21 protein-coding genes are annotated in these 25404 nt (G+C 67.4%); 6 read left to right on the top strand and 15 right to left on the bottom strand.

What is annotated here, in order from left to right:
• Nucleotides 1–138: 138 nt before the first annotated feature.
• From ABLE92_RS06390 to ABLE92_RS06380, 3 genes are all read right to left on the bottom strand, one after another.
• A complete protein-coding gene (locus tag ABLE92_RS06390; RefSeq protein WP_348803943.1) occupies nucleotides 139–2658 on the bottom strand; it encodes an FHA domain-containing protein in 2520 nt (839 codons plus the stop codon).
• Between the two features lie 181 nt (nucleotides 2659–2839).
• Entirely contained in the window at nucleotides 2840–4627 is a 1788-nt protein-coding gene (gene arc / locus ABLE92_RS06385) for a proteasome ATPase (protein WP_348803846.1), read from the bottom strand.
• A 175-nt stretch (nucleotides 4628–4802) separates the two neighbouring features.
• Complete coding sequence (locus tag ABLE92_RS06380; protein ID WP_348803844.1) at nucleotides 4803–5633, bottom strand: tRNA (adenine-N1)-methyltransferase; 831 nt, start codon at nucleotides 5631–5633, stop codon at nucleotides 4803–4805.
• A gap of 145 nt (nucleotides 5634–5778) precedes the next feature.
• On the opposite strand from ABLE92_RS06380, the gene ABLE92_RS06375 reads away from it, so the two are divergent.
• A complete protein-coding gene (locus ABLE92_RS06375) occupies nucleotides 5779–6666 on the top strand; it encodes a RecB family exonuclease (protein WP_348803843.1) in 888 nt (295 codons plus the stop codon).
• Between the two features lie 6 nt (nucleotides 6667–6672).
• Here ABLE92_RS06375 and ABLE92_RS06370 read toward each other — a convergent pair whose 3' ends face one another.
• Nucleotides 6673–8319, bottom strand: coding sequence for an alpha/beta hydrolase family protein (locus ABLE92_RS06370; RefSeq protein ID WP_348803842.1), 1647 nt, complete (start codon nucleotides 8317–8319; stop codon nucleotides 6673–6675).
• A 249-nt stretch (nucleotides 8320–8568) separates the two neighbouring features.
• Between ABLE92_RS06370 and ABLE92_RS06365 the strand changes: the two genes are divergently transcribed.
• Complete coding sequence (locus ABLE92_RS06365; protein WP_348803840.1) at nucleotides 8569–9405, top strand: thioesterase family protein; 837 nt, start codon at nucleotides 8569–8571, stop codon at nucleotides 9403–9405.
• A gap of 34 nt (nucleotides 9406–9439) precedes the next feature.
• On the opposite strand, the gene hisG is transcribed toward ABLE92_RS06365, so the two are convergent.
• The 5 genes from hisG to metH form a co-directional block, all read right to left on the bottom strand.
• Nucleotides 9440–10285 (bottom strand): ATP phosphoribosyltransferase, encoded by an 846-nt coding sequence (gene hisG, locus ABLE92_RS06360; protein WP_348803839.1) that lies wholly within the window; start codon nucleotides 10283–10285, stop codon nucleotides 9440–9442.
• A gap of 70 nt (nucleotides 10286–10355) precedes the next feature.
• Nucleotides 10356–10619 carry a phosphoribosyl-ATP diphosphatase gene (locus ABLE92_RS06355; RefSeq protein WP_348803838.1) on the bottom strand — a complete coding sequence of 88 codons (264 nt, stop codon included), beginning with the start codon at nucleotides 10617–10619 and terminating at the stop codon, nucleotides 10356–10358.
• 6 nt (nucleotides 10620–10625) lie between these two features.
• Complete coding sequence (locus tag ABLE92_RS06350) at nucleotides 10626–11303, bottom strand: HAD family hydrolase (RefSeq protein ID WP_348803837.1); 678 nt, start codon at nucleotides 11301–11303, stop codon at nucleotides 10626–10628.
• A 51-nt stretch (nucleotides 11304–11354) separates the two neighbouring features.
• Entirely contained in the window at nucleotides 11355–12893 is a 1539-nt protein-coding gene (locus ABLE92_RS06345; protein ID WP_348803836.1) for a putative hexosyltransferase, read from the bottom strand.
• A gap of 295 nt (nucleotides 12894–13188) precedes the next feature.
• The gene (gene metH / locus ABLE92_RS06340) at nucleotides 13189–16800 is read right to left on the bottom strand and encodes a methionine synthase (RefSeq protein ID WP_348803835.1); all 3612 of its coding nucleotides are present in this window, start codon (nucleotides 16798–16800) and stop codon (nucleotides 13189–13191) included.
• Between the two features lie 50 nt (nucleotides 16801–16850).
• Between metH and ABLE92_RS06335 the strand changes: the two genes are divergently transcribed.
• Nucleotides 16851–17732: a PAC2 family protein gene (locus ABLE92_RS06335; protein ID WP_348803834.1), complete on the top strand. Its 882-nt coding sequence runs from the start codon at nucleotides 16851–16853 to the stop codon at nucleotides 17730–17732.
• Between the two features lie 33 nt (nucleotides 17733–17765).
• On the opposite strand, the gene ABLE92_RS06330 is transcribed toward ABLE92_RS06335, so the two are convergent.
• From ABLE92_RS06330 to ABLE92_RS06305, 6 genes are all read right to left on the bottom strand, one after another.
• Entirely contained in the window at nucleotides 17766–18074 is a 309-nt protein-coding gene (locus tag ABLE92_RS06330) for a hypothetical protein (protein ID WP_348803833.1), read from the bottom strand.
• Between the two features lie 67 nt (nucleotides 18075–18141).
• A complete protein-coding gene (mshC, locus tag ABLE92_RS06325; RefSeq protein WP_348803832.1) occupies nucleotides 18142–19386 on the bottom strand; it encodes a cysteine--1-D-myo-inosityl 2-amino-2-deoxy-alpha-D-glucopyranoside ligase in 1245 nt (414 codons plus the stop codon).
• A gap of 81 nt (nucleotides 19387–19467) precedes the next feature.
• Nucleotides 19468–20328: an SCO1664 family protein gene (locus ABLE92_RS06320; protein WP_348803830.1), complete on the bottom strand. Its 861-nt coding sequence runs from the start codon at nucleotides 20326–20328 to the stop codon at nucleotides 19468–19470.
• A 20-nt stretch (nucleotides 20329–20348) separates the two neighbouring features.
• Nucleotides 20349–21038: a DUF3090 domain-containing protein gene (locus ABLE92_RS06315; protein WP_348803828.1), complete on the bottom strand. Its 690-nt coding sequence runs from the start codon at nucleotides 21036–21038 to the stop codon at nucleotides 20349–20351.
• Between the two features lie 31 nt (nucleotides 21039–21069).
• Nucleotides 21070–21822: an MSMEG_4193 family putative phosphomutase gene (locus ABLE92_RS06310; RefSeq protein ID WP_348803827.1), complete on the bottom strand. Its 753-nt coding sequence runs from the start codon at nucleotides 21820–21822 to the stop codon at nucleotides 21070–21072.
• A 32-nt stretch (nucleotides 21823–21854) separates the two neighbouring features.
• Nucleotides 21855–22697 (bottom strand): undecaprenyl-diphosphate phosphatase, encoded by an 843-nt coding sequence (locus tag ABLE92_RS06305; protein ID WP_348803826.1) that lies wholly within the window; start codon nucleotides 22695–22697, stop codon nucleotides 21855–21857.
• A gap of 113 nt (nucleotides 22698–22810) precedes the next feature.
• Here ABLE92_RS06305 and ABLE92_RS06300 point away from each other — a divergent pair, with 113 nt between their 5' ends.
• Genes ABLE92_RS06300 through ABLE92_RS06290 form a run of 3 tightly spaced genes read left to right on the top strand, consistent with a single transcriptional unit; the run spans nucleotide 22811 to nucleotide 25403 of the window.
• A complete protein-coding gene (locus ABLE92_RS06300) occupies nucleotides 22811–23980 on the top strand; it encodes a YncE family protein (protein ID WP_348803825.1) in 1170 nt (389 codons plus the stop codon).
• Nucleotides 23977–24306, top strand: a complete 330-nt coding sequence (locus ABLE92_RS06295; protein WP_348803824.1) for a DUF5703 family protein — start codon at nucleotides 23977–23979, stop codon at nucleotides 24304–24306. The genes ABLE92_RS06300 and ABLE92_RS06295 overlap by 4 nt, the downstream gene beginning before the upstream one ends.
• Nucleotides 24300–25403 (top strand): quinone-dependent dihydroorotate dehydrogenase, encoded by a 1104-nt coding sequence (locus ABLE92_RS06290; RefSeq protein WP_348803823.1) that lies wholly within the window; start codon nucleotides 24300–24302, stop codon nucleotides 25401–25403. The genes ABLE92_RS06295 and ABLE92_RS06290 overlap by 7 nt, the downstream gene beginning before the upstream one ends.
• Nucleotide 25404: the final 1 nt, after the last annotated feature.

Genomic DNA, 25404 nt, shown 5'->3' with positions numbered 1-25404 from the left:
CGCCTCCGACATGACACGACCCGCCATCGTCCCGATGGCGGGTCGTGATCGTTTGCGCCGTGTTTGTTTGCGCCGTGTTTGTTTGTGCCACCTACCGGCGACGCGCGTGCGCTGCAACACCGATCAGGGCAACACCGATCAGCGCTTCTTGAGGCGCAGCCGGGAGTAGGTGAATCCGGCGAGCAGGATCGCCATCAGTGCCAGCACTCCGTACGCGATCGCGGAGTGCACGATCGATGTCTCCCAGAGTGTGATCATCTGGGGCGCGATCGGGTTGATCTCGACCAGGTCGACGGCGCCGGCGGCGGCGTTGTACCCCCAGAAGGACGGGAAGATCCACGACAGCTGGGTCAGGCCGGGGGCGTCGAGCTTGAACAGTCCGCCGCAGAACACCAGCTGCACCATCACGACGATGACCAGGGGTGGCATCACCTGCTCGTTCGACTTCACCGACGCCGAGATGGCCAACCCGACCAGCGTCGAGACGCACGCGAGCGCGGCGACCGCCAGCACCAGTGCGGCGGCCGGCGGCAGAATGGCGCCACCCATCTCGGGCAGGCCGCGACCGGCGAAGGTGATGGCCACCATCACCAGGCTCTGCAAGACGGCGGCGATGAAGAACACCACGATCTTGGCCCACAGGTAGGCGCCCGGGCGCAGTCCGACCGCGCGTTCCCGTTCGAAGATGTCGCGCTCTCCCACCAGATCGCGAACGGTGAGCGCGGCCCCCATGAAGGCGGCACCGACGACCAGGACGACCAGCACCTGGATCGCCTCGGCCCCGTCCTTAGGTGGGGTGCCCGGCGGCGAGCCCAGCGGGGGTTCGGCCTTTCCGAATCCGGTATCGCCGGGGATGACCAACGTCAACAAACCCAGCACCACCGGCAACAGCACCAGGAAGACCAGGTAACCGACGTCGGCGAAGATCAGCCGGACCTGCCGCCGCCCGATGGTGCTCGATTGCCGGACGAAACTCGTCTGCGGGACCGGTATCGGCGGACCGGGCGGTCGAGGTGGTGGCGGCGGAGCGGGTTGCCCACGGCCCTGCAGGTAGCGCATGTGCGCGGTGTCGGGCTGCGCGGCGACGAAGGCGAAGATCTCGGCCCAGTCGGCGGTACCCATCGCTGCCCCGACGTCCGCGGGCGCGCCGCAATAGGCGGTCTTGCCGCCCGGTGCCAGCAGCAGCACCTGATCGCACATCGAGAGGTAGGTCAGCGAGTGGGTGACGACGAGGACGACGCGCCCGGCGTCGGCGAGCCGGCGCAGAGTCGACATCACCTGCCGGTCGAGGGCCGGATCCAGACCCGAGGTGGGTTCGTCGAGGATCAGCAACGACGGCCCGGTGAGGAGTTCCATCGCCACCGATGCGCGTTTCTGCTGGCCACCGGAGAGCTTTTCGACGCGGGTGTCGACGTGTTCGGTCAACTGCAGCTCGGCGAGTACGCCGTTGATGACGTTGTCGCGGTCGGCCTTCGACAGGTCCGGCGGCAGCCGGAGTTCGGCGGCGTACCGCAGCGCCTGGCGGAGGGTGAGTTTGTGGTGCAGCACGTCCTTCTGCGGCACCATTCCGATACGGGTGCGCAGCGCATCGTATTCCTCATGGACACTGCGGTTTTCGAAGGTGACCTGACCGCTGGTGGGCGAGTTGAGCCCGGCGACGATCCGCGACACGGTGGACTTGCCCGCGCCGGACGGACCGATCACCGCGGTCAGCGATCCGGGACGGGCACTGAACTCGACGTTCTGCAGGAGTTGTTTCCCGCCGTCGACGACGAGGCTGACGCCGTGCACCTGCAGACCACCGGCGACGACGTCCTGGGCCTGGCCGCGGACGAGGCTGCCGCGCGAGACCACGAAGTCGCTGTTGCCGATGGTGACGACGTTGCCGTCGGTGAGTCGTGCCCGCGAGACCCGTTGGCCGTTGACGTAGGTGCCGTTGACGCTGCCGAGATCCTCGATGTACAGACCGTCCGGCTGTGACAGGACGCGCGCGTGCCGCCGCGAGGCAAGGACGTCGGAGACGACGATGTCGTTGTCCGGCGTCCGGCCGATCGTCTGCGCTCCCGCGAGTGAGATCGTTTCGCGCCCTGCCCGTTCCGGGCGTCCCGGAAGCTGGTAGATCGCGGACACATTCTGCTTCAGTGCCTGCAGGTGAGGGGCGTTTTGCAATTCCTCGGGCATCGGTGCCACCGCACCCGGGGTGTAGCTGCCGGGCGCGGGAACCCGCATCGGCATCCGACCCGACCCGGGCGGTCCGGCGGGAAACCGTCCCGACGCCGGGGGCGGTCCGGCGACCGGACCGCTACCGGGACCACGCGGCGGACCCGGTGGCCCTGCCGGCCCTGCCGGGCCCGGTACACGCGGTGCCTCGAGCGCCACCTCGACCACCGGGCCGGTGGCACCGTCACCGAGACGAAAACTGGTCGAGCCGGTCAGCGGTAGCTCCGACACGCGGGCGCCACCGCTGTAGAAACCGTTTGTGCTGCCCGCGTCGACCACCCACCAGCCGGTGCCACGCCACTCGATCAGAAGGTGATGACGTGACACGAGTGGATGATTGACGACCACTTCGTTGTCGGGGGTGCGACCGAGTCGGACACGGTGCGCGTCGCCCAGTGGATGGCTCACCCCGGCCACCGTCACCCGACCACGGATCATCGAGACGCTGCTGTTCATCACCGACAGACTCTAGTGCCTGGCGTCGACCGCGTCCTCGCACGTCCTCCGCACGGTCGACGCGCAAGTCGAACTTCGCGCGGCTCGGGTGGCCCAACACGCGCCGCTGCCCGCCCCGGAGTACGGGGCGGGCAGCAGGTGTGTCGCGGGTTGCCGGGGTGGGTTACAGATACTGGCCGGTGTTGGTCTCGGTGTCGATGGCGCGGCTGGCACCGGAACTCTTGCCGGTGACCAGCGTGCGGATGTACACGATCCGCTCGCCCTTCTTGCCCGAGATCCGCGCCCAGTCGTCCGGGTTGGTGGTGTTGGGCAGATCCTCGTTCTCGGCGAACTCGTCGAGAATGGAATCGAACAGGTGCTGGACCCGCAGACCCGGTGCGCCGGTGTCCAACTGGGACTTGATCGCGTACTTCTTGGCCCGGTCGACGACGTTCTGGATCATCGCGCCGGAGTTGAAGTCCTTGAAGTACATGACCTCCTTGTCACCGTTGGCGTAGGTCACCTCCAGGAAGCGGTTGTCATCGCTCTCGGCGTACATCCGCTCGACGACCTTCTCGATCATCGCGTTCAGGCAGGCCGTACGATCGCCGCCGAACTCGCCGAGATCGTCGGCGTGCACCGGCAACTGCTCGGTCAGGTACTTGGAGAAGATGTCCATCGCCGACTCGGCGTCGGGACGTTCGATCTTGATCTTCACGTCCAGACGGCCCGGTCGCAGGATGGCCGGGTCGATCATGTCCTCGCGGTTGGACGCGCCGATGACGATGACGTTCTCGAGGCCCTCGACGCCGTCGATCTCACTGAGCAGCTGCGGGACGACGGTCGTCTCGACGTCGGAGGAGACACCGGATCCACGGGTGCGGAAGATCGAGTCCATCTCGTCGAAGAACACGATGACCGGAGTGCCTTCGGAGGCCTTCTCACGGGCACGTTGGAAGATCAGGCGGATGTGCCGCTCGGTCTCGCCGACGAACTTGTTGAGCAGTTCGGGGCCCTTGATGTTCAGGAAGTATGACTTGGCTTCCTTGGCGTCGTCGCCACGGACCTGGGCGATCTTCTTGGCCAGCGAGTTGGCGACGGCCTTGGCGATCAGCGTCTTACCGCAGCCGGGCGGGCCGTAGAGCAGCACACCCTTGGGCGGACGCAGGGCGTAGTCGCGGAACAGGTCCTTGTGCAGGAACGGCAGTTCGACGGCGTCACGGATCTGCTCGATCTGACGGCCGAGACCACCGATGTCCTCGTAGCCGACGTCGGGAACCTCCTCGAGGACCAGGTCCTCGACCTCGGCCTTGGGGACACGTTCGAAGGCGAAGCCGGCCTTGGTGTCGATGAGCAGCGAGTCGCCGGGCCGCAGTTTGCGGCGTTGCCCGTCCTCACCGTCGACCTCACCGAGTAGTGGCTCGGCGAGCCAGACGACCCGTTCCTCGTCGGCATGGCCGACGACCAGGGCACGTTCCCCGTCGCCCAAGATCTCGCGCAGTGTGCTGATCTCGCCGACCGAGTCGAATTCGCACGCCTCGACGATGGTCAGTGCCTCGTTGAGACGCAGGGTCTGCCCTCGGTGCAGGGTTTCGGTGTCGATGTTCGGCGAGCACGTCAGGCGCATCTTGCGTCCCGAGGTGAAGACGTCGACGGTCTGATCGGGGAACACCTCGAGCAGTACGCCGTACCCACTCGGAGGCTGTCCGAGACGGTCGACCTCCTCGCGCAGCGCGACGAGCTGCTGCCGCGCCTCTTTGAGGGTTTCGAGCAGCTTGGCGTTACGTGCGGTCAGGTTGTCGACACGCTCCTGCAGGTCCGTGTCGGCCGACCGTGCACCCGCCGGGCGTTCGCGGTCTGCTCGGGCCACCAGCGGCGGCGTGTAGGCGGGAGTGAACGAGTCACCGGACGCTCCCGTGGTCTCACTGCCCGCGTCATCCGCCGAGGCACCATGGCGATCAGATTCGGTCATTGCTGACTCCTCTCCCCGGCAACCACTCCGCATTGGAGTTCGTGCACCGTGACTCCACGCTACCGGCCCGCGGACCGATACGCCTCACACCGCGCATCCACCGATGTTGATGATGTGTTAAATGTACGTCTTCCCTACGTATTCACCGTGTTTCGCGTGGATGTCCACGCCCGACTCACCCCCGGGTCGGACGTCGTTGTGGCCGGAGTGTGGTGGTTCCGTCGGCCAGACGTCGAGCGGTGATCAGAAAGGCCGTGTGTCCTTGCATTTTGTGTTCCGGCCGCACCGCCAGACCCACCGCGCTCCAGTCACGGACCAGGGATTCCCAGGCGTGCGGTTCGGTCCAGCACTCCTGCTCACGCAGGGCCTCGATCACGCGCGACAACTGGGTGACAGTTGCCACATAAACCGTCAAGACCCCACCTGGTTTCAGAATCGAACGGACGACGTCGAGAGGCTCCCAGGGCGCGAGCATGTCGAGGATGACGCGGTCGAACCGCTCGGTCGCGTCGATGTTGGCGAGGTCGTCGATGACCAGGGACCAGTTCGCCGGGTGTCCGGCGAAGAATGTCTCGACGTTGCGCTGGGCGTGCTCGGCGTGGTCGTCGCGAATCTCGTAGGAGACGACCTCGCCGTCGGGTCCGACCGCGCGCAGCAGTGAACACGTCAACGCACCCGAGCCGGCCCCGGCCTCGAGCACCCGTGCGCCCGGGAAGATATCGCCCTCGGTGACGATCTGGGCGGAATCCTTCGGGTAGATGACCTGTGCGCCGCGCGGCATCGACAGGACGTAGTCGACGAGGAGGGGACGCAGTGCCAGGTACTCGGTGCCGCTGGTCGCCGCGACGATGCTGCCCTCGGGCGAACCGATGAGGTCGTCGTGCGCGATCGCGCCGCGATGGGTGTGGAACTGCTTTCCCGGTTCCAGGATGACCGTGAACTTGCGGCCCTTGGCGTCGGAGAGTTGAACCCGATCCCCCACTTCGAACGCGCCGCTCGCGGCCATCTGCTGGTCTCCTCGCCGGTTGGACCCGAGTCTCTCGGGGCTGATGTGACTGGTGTTATCTGCTGGTGACAGCGATATTCGCAGCCCCGGCTCAGTGGCCGCGTCGAGCGTCGGATTGTCACTGGTGGGTCCTACCCTGCCAAATGTGACGATCACCGTTTCCTCCGGGGCCGACAACGCAGCCGACCCGGCCCCCGCTCACCAACACGCCGGCACCGCGCGGGGACTGGTGGGCAGACCGCTGGCGCTGTCACCCTCGCGTGCGGCCGACTTCAAGCAGTGCCCGCTGCTCTATCGCTACCGCGCGATCGACCGCTTCCCCGAGACACCGACGCCGGCCCAGACCCGTGGCACGGTGGTACACGCCGCGTTGGAGAATCTCTTCGACATGCCCGCCCCGCTGCGGACCCAGGAGTCGGCGGATTACCTCGTCGACGGCGCGTGGGCGGCGATGTGCGAGGCCGATCCCGATCTCGCTGACCTGATCGGCGACGGCGACCACACCGCATTCCTGCGGGAGGCCCACACGCTCATCGCGAACTACTACCGGATGGAGAATCCGACGGCCTTCGACGCCGACGCGGTCGAAGAACACGTCGAGATCGAGTCCGACGAGGTGTTGATGCGCGGTTTCATCGACCGGATCGACGTCGCTCCCACCGGCGAGATCCGGGTGGTCGACTACAAAACCGGTCGCGCACCCGGCGAGGCCTACGAGGCCAAGGCGCTGTTCCAGATGAAGTTCTACGCCCTGGCCATCTTGCGGCTTCGTGGCGTGATGCCGACGCGTCTGCAGTTGATGTACCTCTCCGACGGTCAGACGCTGTCCTACACCCCCGACCGTGACGAACTCGAACGATTCGGACGTACGCTCGCCGCGATCTGGCGGGCCATCCGCGCGGCCGTGGCCACCGGGGACTTCCGGCCGCAGCGCTCGCGGATGTGCCGCTTCTGCGAACATCAGGCACGCTGCCCCGAGTTTGGTGGTGTGATACCCGACTATCCCGGTCCGCCGACAGGTTTCACGCCCTGACGACGGCTACGCCGCCGGGGTCTGTGACGATTCGGACGCGTCGCCGCCGGCCGACGGCGCCTGAGGATCGGTCGAGTGACGCCCGCTGCCCTGCAGCCGATGCCGGCCGCCGCCGGTGCTGTCGGCTGCGCCGGATGCACCGGCGTCTGCCGCGGAATCGGTCGTCGCCGGCGCGCGATGGCGACCGCCGGTGGGCGCCGAGGTGGTGGTCGAGGTCTCGGTCGTCACCGGTGTCGGGGTGATCTCCGGTGTTTCGGTGCCCTCCGGTGTTTCGGTGGTCACCGATGTTTCGGCGTCCTCCGGTGTTTCGGTGGTCACCGGTGTTTCGGTGGTCACTGGTGCCGGGGATTGCGGGGTGACCTCGACGGCGGCCTGCGGTGTGACCTCGGTGGCGGGTTGCGCGGTCACCTCCGTGGGTGTGCCCTCGGGCGTGGTCTCCGGGACGATCGATGATCCGTCGTCTCCGGTCCCGACCTCCGAGCCATCCTCGGTCTCCACCACCGACAGGGTGCGCGCCGCGACCATCGGCGCCGGCGCCGATGGCTGCGGCCCGTCCTCGACCGGGACCGCGGCGGTGTCGGCGCTGGGTGCCTGCAGCGGATAGAAGGCATCGTTGACCGCGTCCCACCGGGCCAGATCGTCGTCGTCATAGGTGATGCCGACGGCGTCGTTGAGCATCATCGCGACCATCGTCAGCGGATGGTGTTTCGGCGTGTAGACGACGTAGGTGGTGTTGCCATCGGTGCTGTGCAGGAACGTCGGCGGCGTGTCGTAGTCGATGAGATTGCCGTAGTTCTGCTCCCCCATTCCTGAATGGATGGCGATGAAGCCCGCGCCGTCGACCAGTAGCGAACTGATCGGCCGGTACCAGACCCACTGGAAGTTGCTCACCGGGTCACCGACCACGATCACCGAGGTCACCTGCAAGCCGTCGGAGGCTCCGGGGTCGCGCGCATCGTTCGACTCGGCGCCGAACAGTTCGAACAGTCCGCCGATCACCGGATAGTCGGCCGCCCAGGCCTTCAGACCCCACGGACTGCGTGGATCGGAGATGAGCAGCAGCCGAGAGTTCTCGACGTCGATTCCGGTGCCATCGACCGCGTTCTGGGCGACCGCCTGCTCGGCGGCGTTGCCCAGGGCCTCGGCACCCTGCGAGTACCCGGTGTAGACGACGTACGGCCGATCCCCTTGCTGCGTGGCGAAGGCACGCATGACCGCCACGTTCCCGGCGACGGCAATGTCGCGGGACTCGTCGTAGGACGGGCCGAAGATCGGCAGTGCCGCATCCGAGCGGCCGGACACCAAGGGCGCCAACGCTTCCGGGTAATCGATGATCAGTGTGGTGCGACCGGCCCGGAGTTCCCGGATCCGGGGATAGAGGGTGCCGTCATCAGTTCCCGGCGTGACGACGAGGATCGCCTCGGAGCTGGCCCCGTAGGTCTGCGACCCCAGCAGGTCTCGACCGGTTCCGTCGTCGTCCTCGGCCGGCCGGAACACCCCGGCAGCGTCGAGTTCGTCGATCGTCTGCTGCGTGGCCGACGAGATCGATCCTGCCTGGGCGACCGTCGCCGACAACACCGTGGGTACCACGGCTCCCACACATAGTGCGCAACCGACGGCTGTGGTGCCGACGGCCCTCCGTATTGCGTACACGAACGTCTCCCTCTGGCATGCCTGGACGGCTGGTCATCGATCCCTGCGCCGTGACTGTGCGATCGTCACCGAACGATGGCCACTGGCGAACCTGATTCATAATGGACGTTTGACCAACAGAAAGACGAGCACATTCGGCGATTTCGTCTGAACGAAGGAACAGGTCACCCCGATCGAATGACCAGGTCCCCGAAGTGGGCGACACGGCCGAACGCGGCGGGCTATGCACAGTGTCATAGGCTCGCTCGGGTGGATACCGCGTACTACATCCCCGCTGCGCCGTCGACCGACGCCGAAGCAGGATACGAATACTTCCGCCCCACCGAGGCCACCATCAGTCCGTGGTCGAACGACATCCAGCACGGCGGGCCACCCACCGGACTGTTGATGCGGGCGCTGGAACGGGTGTCCCCCGACCCGTCATTGCACGTCACCCGAGTGACCACCGAGATCGTCGGTGCGGTCGGGCTCGGCCTCAACCGCGTCAGCGCGCGGGTGCTGCGCCCGGGCCGCCGGATCAGCATGGTCGGCGCCGATCTGGAGGTGCAGCAGCCCGACGGCGGTTTCCGGGTTGCCGCGCGCGCCGTCGCCTGGCGCCTGCGCACCGGGGACACGTCGTCGATCAGTCAGCAGCCGTTCGCGCAGTTGCGTCCGCTCCCCGAGGAACTGGACACGACAACCGGGGTCACCTCGGACAGTTCGCTGGGGGTCGACTGGGGCACCGTCGGCTTCATCGGCACGGTCGAGACGGCCGTCGCGCCGGGTCGTTTCGGTGACACTCCCGCGGTGTGGCTGCGCCCCGCGATCGAGCTGGTGGAGGGCGAGACGATCACCGACCTCGAGGCCCAGATGACCGTCGTCGACGTCGCCAACGGCGTCGGGACCCGCCTACGGCCCGATCAGTGGACGTGGATGAACACCGACACCACCGTGCACTTCTCGGCGATCCCGCACGGTCGGTGGCTGGGGATCGACGCCCATCTGGCCGCCGGGCCGGACGGGTTCGGGGCCACCTTCGCCGACCTGTACGACGTCGACGGGTTCATCGGCCGGTCGGCGCAGACGGTCCTGCTCGACGGCCGCTGAGCAGCCGGGAGACCCGGACCTCGAAGGACATGCCCTAGAAGCGGCAGGACCGGATGTCGGAGGCGAGAATGGCGCGGGCACCGAGTTCGGAGAGCTCGTCCATCAGGTTCTGGTGGTTGCGGCGCGGCACCATCGCGCGGACGGCCACCCAGTCGGGATCGGCCATCGGTGCGACGGTCGGTGATTCCAGTCCGGGCGTCAGGGCACTGGCCTGATCGAGAATGGCCCGCGGGCAGTCGTAGTCGATCATCACGTACTGCTGACCGAACACCACTCCCTGCACGCGCTTGATGAACTGTCGTGCGGCCTTGTCGACCTCGGCACCGGCGCGACTGATCAGCACTCCCTCGGAGTCGCACAGCGACTCGCCGAAGGCCACGAGACCGTGCTGGCGCAGCGTGCGTCCGGACCCGACGACGTCGGCGATGGCGTCGGCGACACCGAGCTGGATCGAGATCTCCACCGCACCGTCGAGCCGGATGATGTCGGCGCTCATACCGCGGGCGGCCAGGTCGGCGCGGACCAGATTCGGATACGACGTCGCGATGCGTTTGCCGGCGAGATCCTCGACGGTCCACGACTGGTCGGCGGGTGCGGCGTAACGGAAGGTCGACGACCCGAATCCCATCGAGATCTGTTCGTCGACCTCGGCGCCCGAGTCGCGGGCGAGGTCGCGGCCGGTGATGCCGACGTCGAGGGTGCCTGCCCCGACGTAGATGGCGATGTCCTTGGGACGCAGGAAGAAGAACTCGACGTCATTGCTGTTGTCGAGGACGGTCAGGTCCTTGGCGTCGGTACGTTTGCGGTAGCCGGCCTCGGCCAGGATGGCGGCGGCGGATTCGGACAGGGCGCCCTTGTTGGGTACTGCAACTCGCAGCATCGGATGACTCCAGTGATCGATCGGGTGGGACGGCGGGTGCGTAGGGCCGCGACCGGGGGTAGGCCGCGGCCTAGAGATGGCGGTACACGTCCGCGAGTGTCAGACCCCGTTTGATCATCATCACCTGCAGCCAGTAGAGGAGCTGGGAGATCTCCTCGCCCAAGGACTCGTCGGATTCGTGTTCGGCCGCCAGCCAGACCTCGCCGGCCTCTTCGATGATCTTCTTGCCGAGGGTGTGGATCCCCGAGTCCAGCGCGGCAACGGTGCCACTGCCGACCGGACGGGACTGCGCCTTGTCGCTCAACTCGGCGAACAGCTCCTCGAAGGTTTTCACGAGTTCCTATCCTCGCATGTCCGCAAGTTCGAGTTCGGCGAGGGTCAAGCCGACCAGCGTCGAGCGGAAGGACCGACGTGGACCGGCCGGCACCTCGGCCGTCGACGGCACCACCAAGGTGTGGCAGCCGGCCGCGATGGCCGACTCGGTGCCGGTCGGCGAATCCTCGACGGCGCGACACCGCATCGGATCGACGCCGAGCAGCGTCGCAGCGCGCTGGTACGGGTCGGGTGCGGGCTTGCCCACCGCCACCTCGTCACCACACACCGTGGCCGTGAAGAAATGGCGACCGAGGGTGTCAAGGGCCTGTTCGGTCAGCTCCCGCACCGTGTTGGTCACCAGCGCCATCGGAATTCCGGCGGCGGCCAACAGGTCGAGCGCCTCGAGTGCTCCGGGCCGCCACGGCAGGTCCTCGGCGAAGAGCTCGCCGACTCGGTCGAGCAACCACCGCTCGTCGAGCGCATGCCGACGAGCGACGGGCGGCACTCCGGCCGCGTCATAAACCTTGTCGAGTGCGTCGGCCATGGAGTTGCCCAACGTCGACTCACGTACTTCGGGAGTCATGACGAAGCCGTGCCGCTCCGACAACTCGGCGACGGCGATGTCCCACAGTCTTTCCGAGTCGAGCAGGGTGCCGTCCATATCCCAGAAGACGGCGGCGGGACGGAAGGCGGTGCTGCTCACCACCGCATCATCGCCGACCACCCGCCCACCTACCCAATCGCGTGACCGTCATCACGCATTCGGAGTCGAAGCCGGCCAGGCACGGCGGAAGGTGTCGATCACCGCATAGACCAGACCGAGGGCCGCCAGACCCATCATGGTGGCGCAGACGCCGAGTTCGGTGTCGCCGCGACCGGAGGTGTAGCCGCCCGAGCCGCCACGACCGCCTCCCATGGCGCCGCCCTGCCCGCCCTGGCCCCCGTGGGACTGTCCGGCTCCGGCCGGCGCACCACCGGGGGCCGCGCCACCACCCGGACCACCGGCCGGTGGTGTTGCGCCGGAACCGTTGCCGCCCGGCATGTTCGGCGCACCGCCTGTTCCACCGGTTCCGCCGGACTGTTGTCCACCACCGAACCCGCGGCCCCCGCCCCCACCGAATCCCTGACCCTGGTCACCGGACAGCGACGAGTGATACACACCGATGGCCGCCGCCTGGACGAGCACCGGGATGATCACGAATCGCAGGGGCAGGTAGAACGCCATCACCACGCTCAGAATCTCGGCGGTATAGAAGTAGCGGTCGTGCATCGCGGGCAGCAGGAAGGGCACGATGACGGCGCTGGCGGTGGCCACCACCAGAATCGACGCGGGGGTCACCGGCGGCTTCTTCCACAGCGACCAGGCGAGGAAGACCACGATCACCGCGGCGGCCATCCCGATACCGAGGTGTGCCAGCCAGGTCGCGTCCCCGGAGATGGGGATGAGCTGGTAGAGGTTCGCCGCGCCCAATGTGAGTTGCTTGTAGGAGTCGGTCTGATCCAGATAGACCGACAAGGCCTCGCGCCACGGCGCGCCCGCGATGATGGCGGGAACGTCGAGCGCTAGGAACACCGCCGGAATGGCCAGCAGCGTGTACCACGGCAGACGGCGTCGCAGCAGCAGCCAGAGCAGCACCGGCAGGACGAAGACCGCCTGCAGTTTGAACGAGAGCGACAGACCGAAGAACGCGCAGGCCCAGATCGAGTTCATCACGTAGGACCGATGGGTGATCCCCTCGCGTTGGGCGCGGAGCAGGAAATACACCCCGCCCAGTGCGAACGCCGAGTAGATGGCGTCGGCCTGACCCCAGTAGGCACTGTTCGCGATCACCGACGGCAGCAGCAGGATCACGCCGAAGGCCAAGGCACGCAGCCAAAATCGTGGCGTCCGCAGCGCGACGATCCGGTAGGCGAAGAAGGCCAGGACGAGGTCGAAGATCATCGACAACGCCTTGATGCCGATCAGCGACGGCGCCTTGACGACGGTCAGCAGCCAGATCAGGTAGAGGTACGGGTAGTTGTAATCGGCGAAGCGCTCCTTGAACGCGGAGAAGCGCTGCGTGTCGAGCGTCTCGTACCACCGGCTGAGGAACGCCCGGTAGTCCATGGTTTCCATGTCGATGAAGTGCCAACGCACCAGCGCGGCCACCACCACGAGGGCGGCGAGGACGCTCCAGCGCACCCAACGAGCCGGATGCGCCACGGAGGCCGGGGTGCGCTCGTCGGTGCCGTGATCGTCGGTGTCGTGATCGGCGCCGTCGGCACCGACCGGCGTGAGGGTCACAGAGGTCATGGCATCAAGACTGACCCGCGAAGCTGGGAACTCGGTGGGTGGCGGCTGTCAGGTACCGGCGACGCGCTTTTGCCTGTGCGATCGACATCCGCCGGACGGTCGATCACGCGAATGCAGCACCCGGTGGCGACGTCGTCGCCCAATCCCGTTGACAGCGCTCTGTCGGTCACTGACAGCGCTCGCGAATTCACTGACAGCGCTCACCACCGGGCGTCAGAGCGCCGTCGACGAGATCCACGGCGCAGATCTTCTGGCAGTGCTCCACCGAGGACGATGAGGCCGCGCCGAACTCACGCTATGTGTTGAAGTACTTCGCCTCGGGATGATGCAACACGAAGGCGTCGGTGGACTGCTCCGGGTGCAGCTGCAGTTCCTCCGACAGCTGCACGCCGATGCGTTCTGGTTCGAGGAGTTCCATCATCTTGACGCGGTCCTCGAGATCCGGGCAGGCGCCGTACCCGAAAGAGAAACGCGCACCACGATATTCGAGGTCGAAGAAGCCCTGTGCATTGTCCGGATCCTCGGCATCGCCGGCGTGGTCGGCGAAGCGCAGTTCACTGCGGACCCGCTGATGCCAGTACTCGGCGAGGGCCTCGGTCAACTGCACGGAGATGCCGTGCACCTCGAGGTAGTCACGGTAGGCGTCCTTCGCGAACAGCTCGTTGGCGAAGTCGGCGATCGGCTGACCCATGGTGACCAACTGGAACGGCAGGACGTCGACACGACCGTCGGCGATGGCTGACTCCCGCGAGCGTAGGAAGTCGGCGATGCACAGGAAGCGGGTCCGTTGCTGGCGTGGGAAGGTGAACGAAAAACGCACCGGCGCATCGGGTTTCGGCTCGGTGAGCACATGGACCACGTCGCCCTCGCTGACCGCCGGGAAGTATCCGTAGACCACGGCGGCGTGCGCCAGGATGCCCTCGGTGGACAGCCGTTCGATCCATTCCCGAAGCCTCGGCCGCCCCTCGGTCTCGACGAGATCCTCATACGACGGTCCGTCACCACCGCGGGCGCCACGCAGACCCCACTGTCCGAGGAACAGAGCTCGTTCGTCGAGCAGCTGGAGATAGTCGGCGACCGGGACGCCCTTGACGATCCGGGTGCCCCAGAACGGTGGCGTGGGAACCTCGTTGTCGGCGGCCACATCCGAACGCGCGGGCACCTCGACCGGCGCCTCGGCGGCCTTGCGCTTCTCCGCGATCCGCTTGGACCGCTCATGACGGGCCTTGCGTTCGGCGGCCTTCTCCTGCGCCGCGAGGGCTTCCGGGCTGTTGGGGTCCGGCCCCTCCCCCCGCTTACGGGCCATGATGTCGTCCATCAACCGCAGACCCTCGAAAGCGTCACGCGCGTAATGCACGTCGCCCTCGTAGGTCTCGGAGAGGTCGTTCTCCACATAGGCACGCGTCAATGCCGCACCGCCGAGGAGAACCGGGTAATTGTCGGCGAGACCACGGGAATTGATCTCCTCGAGGTTTTCCTTCATCACCACGGTCGACTTGACCAGCAGTCCCGACATGCCGATGACGTCGGCCCGCTTGTCCTCGGCCACCTCGAGGATGGTCGCGATCGGTTGCTTGATACCGATGTTGACGACCTCATAGCCGTTGTTGCTCAGGATGATGTCGACGAGATTCTTGCCGATGTCGTGGACGTCACCCTTCACCGTGGCCAGCACGATCCGGCCCTTGCCGTCTTCGCCGGTGGACTCCATATGCGGTTCGAGGTGTGCGACAGCGGTTTTCATGACCTCGGCCGATTGCAGCACGAATGGCAGCTGCATCTGGCCGGAGCCGAAGAGTTCTCCGACGGTTTTCATCCCCGAGAGGAGGGTCTCGTTGATGATGGCCAGCGGCGGCTTCTGCGTCATCGCCTCGTCGAGGTCATCGGTCAGCCCGTTGCGCTCCCCGTCGACGATTCGTCGCTCGAGTCGCTCGAAGAGCGGCAGTTTGGCGAGCTCCTGGGCGCGTGATTCGCGTGCGGAGGCCGCCGAGACACCTTCGAACAGCTCCATCAGCTTCTGCAGCGGGTCGTAGTCGTCTCGACCCTCGCTGTGTGTGCCCACCGCGCCACGACGATCGTAGACGAGGTCGAGGGCCACCTCGCGCTGCTCGTCGGGAATCTTGTTCATCGGCAAGATCTTCGACGCGTGCACGATCGCGGTGTCGAGTCCGGCCTGCACGCATTCGTGCAGGAACACCGAGTTGAGCACCTGCCGCGCCGCCGGATTCAGACCAAAGGAGATGTTGGAGATGCCCAACGTGAAGTGCACATCCGGATGTGCCTCATGCAGTCGGCGGATCGATTCGATGGTTTCGATGCCGTCGCGGCGCACCTCCTCCTGCCCGGTGGAGATCGGGAAGGTGAGGGTGTCGAGGATGATGTCCTCCTCGGACAATCCCCAGTTGCCGGTGATGTCGGCGATGAGGCGTTCGGCCACACGGATCTTCCAGTCCGCGGTGCGTGCCTGTCCCTCCTCGTCGATGGTCAGCGCGACGACGGCGGCGCCGTGTTCGACGACCAGCCGCATGATGCGCGCGAAGCGGGAATCCGGTCCGTCGCCGTCCTCGTAGTTGACCGAGTTGACCGCGCAGCGTCCACCGAGGGTCTCCAGCCCCGACCGGATGACCTCGGGTTCGGTGGAGTCGAGCATGATCGGCAGGGTCGACGACGTCGCGAACCGCGCGGCGAGTGCCGTCATGTCGGCGGCACCGTCGCGGCCGACGTAGTCGACGTTGAGGTCGAGCATGTGGGCGCCGTCGCGGGTCTGTTCCTTGGCGATGTCGAGGCACCGCTGATAGTCCTCCGCGAGCATCGCCTCACGGAATGCCTTGGAGCCGTTGGAGTTCGTCCGCTCCCCGATCACCAGGAAGCTGGCGTCCTGATCGAAGGGAACGGCGGTGTAGAGCGACGAGGTCTCCGAGGCGTGCTCGGGTTCACGGGCGGCCTTGGTGGTCTCGCCGACCGCCTCGGCCACCTGCCGGATGTGCTCGGGAGTGGTGCCACAGCAGCCACCGACGAAGGACAGCCCGAAGTCACCGACGAAGTCACTGAGTGCGACTGCCAACTCGTCGGGCCGCAGCGGGTACTCGGCGCCGTTGGCACCCAGCATCGGAAGACCCGCGTTGGGCATCACCGACACCGGGATGCGCGCATGCCGCGAGAGGTAACGCAGATGTTCGCTCATCTCGGCCGGGCCGGTCGCGCAGTTCAGCCCGATCATGTCGACCCCGAGGGGTTCGATCGCGGCCAGGGCCGCGCCGATCTCCGAACCGAGCAGCATCGTGCCGGTGGTCTCCACGGTGACGTGGGTGATGATCGGGATGCGGCGACCGAGGTCGGCCATCGCCCGGCGCGCTGCGACGACGGCCGCCTTGACCTGCAGAAGATCCTGGCTGGTCTCGATGAGGACGGCGTCGGCCCCACCGTCGAGCATGCCGGCGACGCACTCGAAGTAGGCGTCGCGGATGACCGCGAAGGTGGTGTGACCCAGGCTCGGCAGTTTGGTACCGGGACCGATCGAGCCCAGGACGAAGCGTGCGGTGCCGTCGGCGGACGGCCCCATCTCGTCGGCCACCCCGCGCGCGATGGCCGTGCCCTTGTAGGACAGTTCCCGGATCCGGTCGGCGATGTCGTAATCACCCAGGTTGGAGAGATTGCAGCCGAAGGTGTTGGTCTCCACCGCGTCGGCGCCCGCCTCGAAGTACGCCCGGTGAATCCCCTCGAGCACGTCGGGCCGGGTGTCGTTGAGGATCTCGTTGCAGCCCTCGAGGCCCAGGAAGTCGTCCAACGTCAGGTCCGCGGCCTGCAGCATCGTGCCCATCGCGCCGTCGCCGATCAGCACGCGACGCGACATCGCGGTGAGCAAGGTCGTGTCGTGGTTACCGGTGGACGATGACGGTGTGGACATGGTGCTCAGGGTAGTTCGCTCTCTCTCGGGTTCGGTCGTAGGCTGGATCAGTGAACGCCGAGCAGATGTCGAACCTTCCCCGCCTGCGTAGACCCATCCTGCTGGCCGCCTTCGAGGGCTGGAACGACGCCGGCGACGCGGCCAGCAGCGCCGTCGAGCACCTCGCGCTGATGTGGGATGCCCGCCCATTGGCCGACATCGAATCCGATGACTACTACGACTTCCAGGTCAATCGGCCCACGATCAAGCAGGTCGATGGCGTGACGCGCCGAATCGATTGGCCGACCACGTCCATCTCCTATTGCAGCCCCGTCGGGGCCGACCGTGACATCGTACTCGTGCGCGGGATCGAACCCAACATGCGCTGGCGCGGGTTCTGTGCGGAAATCGTCGACCTCGCCCAGGCACTCGAGGTGGAGACGACCGTGATGCTCGGCGCGTTGCTGGCCGACACGCCACATACCCGCCCGGTGCCGGTGACCGGCAGCGCCTACAGCAGCGACGCCGCGGAGCGCTACAACCTGGCCGAGAGCCGCTACGAAGGCCCCACCGGGATCACCGGCGTGCTGCAGGACCTCTTCGTGCAGGCCGGCATGCCCGCGGTGTCGTTCTGGGCGGCCGTCCCCCACTACGTCTCCACCCCTCCGAATCCCAAGGCGACCGTCGCACTGCTGAATCGGGTCGAAGAGGTTCTCGACATCGAGGTTCCGCTGGGCACGCTGCCCGAGCAGGCCGAGGAGTGGGAGCAGGCCGTCACCGAGATGACCGAGGACGACGAGGAGATCGCCGAGTACGTCCGCGGTCTGGAAGAACGTGGTGACGCCGAGATCGACACCGACGAGGCGATGGCCAAGATCGACGGCGACGCGCTGGCGGCCGAGTTCGAGCGGTACCTCAAGCGGCGTGGCGGTCCGGGGGCGTTCGGCGGCTGATCCGCCGACGAGTGTGCCGTCCCGGCGGTCGGGTCAGCCGATCCGTTCGATGGACACGACCGGGGTGGTGATCCGCCAGGTCCGGACGTCCGGGTCGTCGGCGGCACGCACCCAGAACTGGGCCGACTCACCCACCCGGCACGACTTCACGCCGAGGAGTGGAATGTCCTCGGAGTCGCGGCGCAGCGTACTCACCGCCCATTCCTCGCCTTCGGTGCTGCCCACCCCGGGAGCGCGCAACAGCGTCATCTCATCGAAGTCGATGAGATATGTCGAGGTCCGGGTCTGCACGGTCCACACCCCGGTTGCCGAGTTCGGATCGATCTCCTTCACGCGAGCCACGCGCAAACTGTACTAAGCCGCAGGCGCCGGCACCCACCCGAGTCCAACCTCACCCGAGCGGCTGCCCTCAAGGCCGCAACCGCACGCCGAGCAGGGCATCCACGACGTCGCTCATCCGACCGGGCGCGCCCGGGTCCTGACCGAGACCCTGCTCGACGTCGCCGCACCAGCCGTCGATCGCGTCGAGGGCCTTCGGGGTGTCGAGGTCGTCGGCCAGATACTGCCGGACCCGCTCGATGATCGGGGCGGCATCGGGGCCGGTCGCCGCGTCGGTGGCCTCGCGCCAGCGCGCCAGCCGGGCCTTCGCGGTCTCGAGGACCTCGTCGGTCCACATGCGGTCACCGCGGTAGTGATCGGCGAGCAGGGCGAGCCGGATCGCGGCCGGATCGACTCCGGCCTCCCGGAGTTTCGACACGAAGACCAGGTTCCCGCGGCTCTTGGACATCTTCTCGCCGTCGAGGCCCACCATCCCGGTGTGCACGTAGTGCTTGGCGAAACGCCGGGCGCCGGTCAGCGCCTCACCATGGGCCGCGGAGAACTCGTGGTGCGGGAAGATCAGGTCGTTGCCGCCGCCCTGGATGTCGAAATCGATTCCGAGCCGGTTCAGCGCGATCGCCGAGCATTCGATGTGCCAGCCCGGCCGCCCCCGGCCGAAGTGCGCGTCCCACGCCGGTTCGCCGGGGCGTTCTGCCCGCCAGAGCACCGCGTCGAGTCGGTCGCGCTTGCCCGCCCGGTCGGGATCGCCGCCACGTTCGGCGAAGAAGCGTTCCATCGTGTCGCGGTCGTAGCCGGATTCGTAGCCGAACTGTTCGGTGGCGTCGATCCGGAAGTACACATCCGGGAACTCCGCGTCGTCGACGACGTAGGCCGCTCCCGATGCGAGCAGTCTGCCGACCATCTCGACGACCTCGTCGACCGACTCCATCGCGCCGATGTAGTCGCGCGGCGGCAGCACCCGCAGCGCCGTCATGTCGTCACGGAACAGCTGGATCTGCTCGGAGCCCAGTTCCCGCCAGTCCACCCCATCGCGTTCGGCACGTTCGAACAGCGGGTCGTCGACGTCGGTGATGTTCTGTACGTAGTGCACATCGTGGCCCAGGTCGCGCAACACCCGGTTGACCATGTCGAAGGCCAGGTACGTCGCGGCGTGACCGAGGTGGGTGGCGTCATACGGCGTGATACCGCAGACGTACATCGTCGCCGTCGGGCCCGGTGCGACGGGCAGAACCTGACGCGCCGAGGTGTCGTACAGGCGAAGTGCGGGACCGGCGCCGGCGACCGACGGCAGGGTGGGATCAGGCCACGAATGCATATCCCCCACTGTATTGCGTACGCGTTCAGGGGTTGTCGTCGCCTCGGGCATATCGCCGGGCCCCACTCCCGCTGAACCCGGTCAGAACGGTGGCCACGGAATCGGGCGATGACCCGGCGGGTACGGCATCCGTTCGGATTCCACGAGCATGATCGCCCGGATGATCAAGGCGTCGAGCTCGTCGACGGTGAGGTGCGCCGTCAGCGCGTCGCGTACCGACGACGCATCGGATTCGAGGTCGTCGGCCAGGGCCGCGACGTCGGCGATCAGGTGGCCGGGGATGCGGTCACCGGCCCACCCCCACAGCACGGTGCGGAGCTTGTCCTCCTGATGCAGGCAGATCCCGTGATCCACGCCGTACACCGAACCGTCGAGGCCTTCGAGCACATGCCCGCCCTTGCGGTCGGCGTTGTTGAGGATGACGTCGAGCACCGCCATGCGTAGCAGGCGCGGATCGTCGGCGTGGACGAGTTCGACCGGTTCACCGCGACCGTCGAGCGCCCGCAGCACCGACCGGTACCCGGACGGGATGGCGTCCGGCGGCGCGAGATCCACCAGATCGACGCGGGCGACACACAATTCCGGATCGTCGTTGTCAGGGGTGTCGACCCACCGCTGCACCATGCCCGGCCCGAGGGGGCCGTCACGCAGCACCGTCGTCGGGATCGTCGCCCAGCCCAGTGCTTCGGACACCAGATACGACGCGACTTCGCGACCGGCGAGGGTGCCGTCCGGGAAGTCCCACAGCGGGATCTCACCGCGGACGGGCTTGTACACGCACCGCACCGATCGGTCGCCATCGACCGCGTCGCACACCAGCGTGGCGTTGCTCGCGGTGGGGATGCGACCGATGATCCTCAGCTCGGCCGTCGCCAACACCGTGTCGGTGGAAGTCGTGTCGCGCGAAGTCGACGTGCCGGTCGGATCGAGATCCTCGGGCATGTCCGCGGTGTCGCCGAGGCTCACGGGTCGGTGTCGCCCGGGTCGGTGTCGGGTTCGTCGGGGTCGCCGTACTCCTCGCCGATGATGGGCGGACCGTCACCGGTCAGGCCACGGAAGACCTCCGGATCGATGAAGTCGAGTGACTTGCTCAGCTCGGCGTCGCGCTTGTAGCCGTTCATCCGGGCGCACAGATGCCCGTCGGCGTCCAGCGGCTGCCCGCACAACGGGCACGGCGGCCGCCCGGCGGAGATGACGCGGGTCGAGCGCGCGGCGAATTCGCGGGCGGCAAGGGTGGACAGGAACACCCGCACCGCGTCGGGGCCCTCGTCGGTGTCGTCGAGGACCACGCTCTCGTCGAACTCGCCCTCGGTGATCGCGAGCAGCTCGACGACCACCGCCTCGGTCTCGGCATCCCATCCCAGACCCATCGTCCCGACCCGGAACTCGGCGTCGACCGGCATCACGAGTGGACTGAGATCGGCGACCTCGTCGGCCTCGGGCGGGATCGCGGTACCGAAGCGTCGGTGGATCTCCTCCAGCAGCGCGCCGATACGTTCGGCGAGGATCTGCACCTGCTGCTTCTCCAGGACGACGCTGACGATGCGCGATTCGTGGACGGCCTGGAGGTAGAACGTCCGATCCCCGGGCTGTCCGACGGTCCCCGCGACAAACCGGTCGGGGCTGCGAAACACATGTATCGCTCGGGACATCACACCTCCTCACATCTGTCGTTGACTGTCATTATCCGTCGTGCCCGGCGGCAGCGGCCACCACCGGCTCGGCGGTGGGCTCTTCGGTGGGCTCGTCGGTGCCGCGGTCACCACCGACCACGGCATCGTCGGATTGTGGCTTGCGCATCGGAATCGTCAGGGACGCCGTGGAATTCACCGTGTGTACGAATGGCCGAACGTCGGAATAGCGGATGATGCTCACCGATGCCGGTTCGACGACGATCCGCTGGAACGAGTCGAGGTGCGTCCCCATCGCATCGGCGATGACCGACTTGATGACGTCACCGTGCGAACACGCGACCCACACACCTGCCCCGTCCGGGCCGCCGTAGCGACGGTCGAGCTCGCGGATCGCGGCGACCGCGCGGGCCTGGACCATCGCCAGGCCCTCACCGTCGGGGAAGACCGCGGCCGACGGATGCTGTTGCACCGTCTTCCACAACGGCTCGGTCAGCAGTTCGCGAATCGTGCGGTTGGTCCACGAGCCGTAGTCGACCTCGGCGAGGTCGTCGATCACCACCTCGGGGACGTCGCGGCCGTCGGCCGTCAGCGCGGCCAGCAGTGGGGCGACGGTCTCCGCGCATCGCTGCAGCGGTGAGCGGGCCACCGCGGTGATGGCGGGCAGGCACGACGTCAGGCGACCGACGAGTTCGGCGGCCTGGGCGCGGCCCTTGTCGTCGAGGGCCACACCCGGGCTCCGTCCGGCGAGAACTCCGGAGGTGTTGGCCGTCGAGCGTCCGTGGCGGACGAGGATCACGGTCATCCCACAACCTTAGGCACACCCACGCCTCGCGGTCAGGTCGCGCTGATGACCCCGGCCGTCAACAGGCCCATCACGGTCAGGCCCAGCAGTACCCGGTAGGCGCCGAACCAGTTCATCGAGTGGTGGCTGACGAACTTCAGCAACCACGCGATCGAGGCGTAACCGAGGACGAAGGCGACGATCGTCGCCACGATCAGCTCCGGGACCGTGGCCTCCATCCCCTCCCCGGTCGGATTGATGGCGTCAGGAATGGAGAACAACCCGGACGCCACCACGGCGGGAATGGCCAGCAGGAAGGAGAACCGGAACGCGGCCTCGCGTTCGAGGCCCAGGAACAGGCCCGCGCTCGCGGTTGCGCCGGATCGTGACACGCCGGGAATCAGGGCCAGGCACTGCGCGAGCCCCATCACGATCCCGTCTCGCAGGGTCAGCTGCTCCATCGACCGCTGCCGCGTGCCGAATCGCTCGGCGAGCCAGAACACTCCCGAGAACAGGATGAGGACCGTGGCCACCACCCAGAGGTTGCGGGCGACCGTCCGGATCTCGTCCTTGAGGAGAAAGCCGATCACGCCGATCGGAATGGTGGCCAGGATCACGTACCACCCGATGCGGTAGTCGAGGCCGCGTGCGGCGCGGTCGAACAGCCCCCGAAACCACGCGACGACGATCCGGGCGATGTCGCGGGCGAAGAACACCAGCACCGCGGCCTCGGTGCCCAACTGGGTCACAGCGGTGAACGAGGCACCGGCGTCCTCGCCGAACATCAACTCCGAGGCGATACGCAGATGGCCCGAGGAGGAGATCGGCAGGAACTCGGTGATGCCCTGCAGGGCACCGAGAACGATTGACTGCGTCCACGTCATGGTGTCGGTCACGGCGCCCGATGCTACCGGCCAGTCGCTGTGACGCCGCTGAATGCGTGCGCCGGCGTCACGCCGCGCTCACCCCGGCGTCGTCCGCGCGTCCGGGTACGTCCAAGATGGACCCCATGCATGCCGACCGCCCGCGCCTCCCCTCCCGCACACGCGCCCGGCAGGCCACCACCCTGGTCACCGCCCTGATCACGGCCGGTCTCCTCGTCGCCGGTTGCGGGTCGGGAAATGATTCTCAGTCCGGTGCCACCGACGTGGCCACCGTCGTCCCCGCCACCCCGAGTCCGGCACCGGCGGGACCGGCGACCCCGGCCGGCGTGATCATCCCCACACCGGCGGGCGCGTCGGCGCCGGCGCTGTCCGGCGGCAAGCTGGGTGTTCTGGGTTCCGGCGGCACCAGCGTGCTGCGCTTCGACACGGCATCGATGCAGGCGCCGCCGACGATCATCACCACACCCCACCTCACCACGATCGTCGGCGCCGGTGACGGTGCGTTCGTGGGCGTCGGCCCGAATACGCTCGCGCGCATCTCCGCCGACGGTGCGGTCGCCACCACCCCGCTGGACACCGACACCCCCACCGCGGTCGCGCGCACCGCCGACGGCCGCATCCTGGTGGGCACCGGCAACGGTCACGTGCTGGTGCTCGGCACGGACCTGGCGATAAAGCGTGACATCGGCGGATTCGTCCGGGTCGACGAGATCACCGTGTCGCCACCGAGTGCCGATCTCGGCTCCGAGCAGGTGGTCGTCCTCGATCGTGCGCAGTCGTCGGTCACGCCGATCGATCTGGCCACCGGTGATCTCGGACCGGCACTGCGGGCCGGCAACGGCGCCACCAACTCCACCGTCGATCACTACGGCCGGATCCTGGTGGCCAACACCCGCGACAACGAGATCCTCGGGTTCTTCGGCTCGCCGCTGGTGATGCGTTTCCGCTACCCCGTACCCGAGGGCCCCTACGCCGTAGACTACGACGACACCCACAACCTGCTGTGGGTCACGACCACAGGCAACAACGAGGCGGTGGCCTATGACCTGGCCGGGGGCGAACCCATCGAGAAGCACCGCTTTTCGACTGTGGCACAACCGGATTCACTCGTCGTCGACGACGCGACCGGAGTTGTCTACGTACTCTCGGCCCGCGACGGCGGCATCGAGGTCGTGTCATCGGCCCAGCGGACCGGGAGTGCGCCCATGAGTTCGGCGCCTGCGACATCCGCTCCGGTGACATCCGCTCCCGTCACATCGACTCCGGTGACATCGACTCCGGGAACCGCTCCGTGACGGCTCGCCCCGCCGGAGCCCCGCTCCCGTCCGGTCGCGCCGGGATTCGCAACGGTGCCCGCTACCCTCGTGGCTGGGAGGTGACCTCCGAGGACTACGAGTGCCTCCTCGTGCGTCTGCCCCCGGATGTCACCCGGGTCACCGCGTCGATGCGCCTGTCGCTGGAGGCCGAGTTCGGCGGCTGGGAACTGTCCCGCGTGCGCCTGTACTCCGACGGCACCCGCAAGGTACTCCTCAAGCGGCGCAAGCCACCGCGCCGGGAGAGCCCGGCTGCCGGCGAACACGCTCACGACCAGCCCGCAGACGAGGACGCACAGGCATGCTGACACGACTCGACCGCTACCTCTACCCACCGATGCTGCGGCTGATGTTCCTGCTCTCACCGGAACGGATCCATCGGATCGTCGCCGAGACCATCCGGATCTCGATGGGCCTCGCCCCGCTCCGCGCACTGTCGGCTCACCTTCTGGCACAGCATGATCCGGTGTTGCGGCAGACGGTCTTCGGTGTCGACTTCCCGGCGCCCGTCGGGCTGGCCGCCGGATTCGACAAGTCCGCGTCCGCCGTGAACGCTTGGGGTCAACTCGGTTTCGGCTTCGCCGAGATCGGCACCATCACCGGCCGCCCGCAACCGGGCAATCCCCCACCGCGCCTGTTCCGGCTCCCCGCCGACCACGCGCTGATCAATCGCATGGGATTCAACAATCCGGGCGCCGAGGTGGCCGCCGAGCATCTGCGCACCCCGCACTCGGGACCGGTGCGTGTGCCGATCGGGGCGAACATCGGCAAGACCAAGGTGGTGCCGGTCGACGAGGCCGTCGACGACTACCGACTCTCCGCGCGATTGCTGGGACCGCACGCCGACTTCGTCGTCGTCAACGTCAGTTCGCCCAACACCCCCGGACTGCGTGATCTGCAGTCCGTCGACGCGCTGCGTCCCATCTTGACCGCAGTGCTGGCCGAGGTAGAGGTGCCGGTCCTGGTCAAGATCGCCCCCGATCTCGCCGACGAGGACGTCGACGCGGTGGCCGATCTCGCGGTCGAACTCGGCCTCGCTGGGATCGTCGCAACCAACACCACCATCTCCCGGACCGGCCTGCGCACGCCCGCCGCCGAGGTGGCGGCGATGGGAGCGGGCGGCTTGAGTGGCGCACCGGTCGCCGCGCGGTCGCTGGAGGTGTTGCGCCGCCTGTATGCCCGGGTGGGTGGCCGGATCTCGCTGGTCAGCGTCGGCGGTATCGAAACCGTCGATCAGGCCTGGGAACGCATCACCGCCGGCGCCGACCTACTCCAGGCGTACACCCCGTTCATCTACGGTGGCCCGGTGTGGCTCAAGGAGATCCACGACGGTATCGCCCAACGGGTACGCGCCGGCGGATTCACCGACCTCGCCGCCGCGGTGGGCAGCGACGCCGGGCGGTGAT

The organism is Gordonia oleivorans (assembly GCF_040044975.1).
Lineage (GTDB): Bacteria > Actinomycetota > Actinomycetes > Mycobacteriales > Mycobacteriaceae > Gordonia > Gordonia oleivorans.
This window is presented reverse-complemented; position numbering and strand designations above follow the sequence as displayed.

Excerpts from the sequence above, each read along its gene's own strand:
- ABLE92_RS06310 (WP_348803827.1), bottom strand. The coding sequence starts at position 21,822 with ATGACCGTGATCCTCGTCCGCCACGGACGCTCGACGGCCAACACCTCC.
- ABLE92_RS06345 (WP_348803836.1), bottom strand. The coding sequence starts at position 12,893 with ATGACCTCTGTGACCCTCACGCCGGTCGGTGCCGACGGCGCCGATCAC.
- ABLE92_RS06320 (WP_348803830.1), bottom strand. The coding sequence starts at position 20,328 with ATGCCCGAGGATCTCGATCCGACCGGCACGTCGACTTCGCGCGACACG.
- ABLE92_RS06315 (WP_348803828.1), bottom strand. The coding sequence starts at position 21,038 with ATGTCCCGAGCGATACATGTGTTTCGCAGCCCCGACCGGTTTGTCGCG.
- mshC (WP_348803832.1), bottom strand. The coding sequence starts at position 19,386 with ATGCATTCGTGGCCTGATCCCACCCTGCCGTCGGTCGCCGGCGCCGGT.
- ABLE92_RS06290 (WP_348803823.1), top strand. The coding sequence starts at position 24,300 with ATGCTGACACGACTCGACCGCTACCTCTACCCACCGATGCTGCGGCTG.
- arc (WP_348803846.1), bottom strand. The coding sequence starts at position 4,627 with ATGACCGAATCTGATCGCCATGGTGCCTCGGCGGATGACGCGGGCAGT.
- metH (WP_348803835.1), bottom strand. The coding sequence starts at position 16,800 with ATGTCCACACCGTCATCGTCCACCGGTAACCACGACACGACCTTGCTC.
- ABLE92_RS06300 (WP_348803825.1), top strand. The coding sequence starts at position 22,811 with ATGCATGCCGACCGCCCGCGCCTCCCCTCCCGCACACGCGCCCGGCAG.
- ABLE92_RS06380 (WP_348803844.1), bottom strand. The coding sequence starts at position 5,633 with ATGGCCGCGAGCGGCGCGTTCGAAGTGGGGGATCGGGTTCAACTCTCC.
- hisG (WP_348803839.1), bottom strand. The coding sequence starts at position 10,285 with ATGCTGCGAGTTGCAGTACCCAACAAGGGCGCCCTGTCCGAATCCGCC.
- ABLE92_RS06390 (WP_348803943.1), bottom strand. The coding sequence starts at position 2,658 with ATGATCCGTGGTCGGGTGACGGTGGCCGGGGTGAGCCATCCACTGGGC.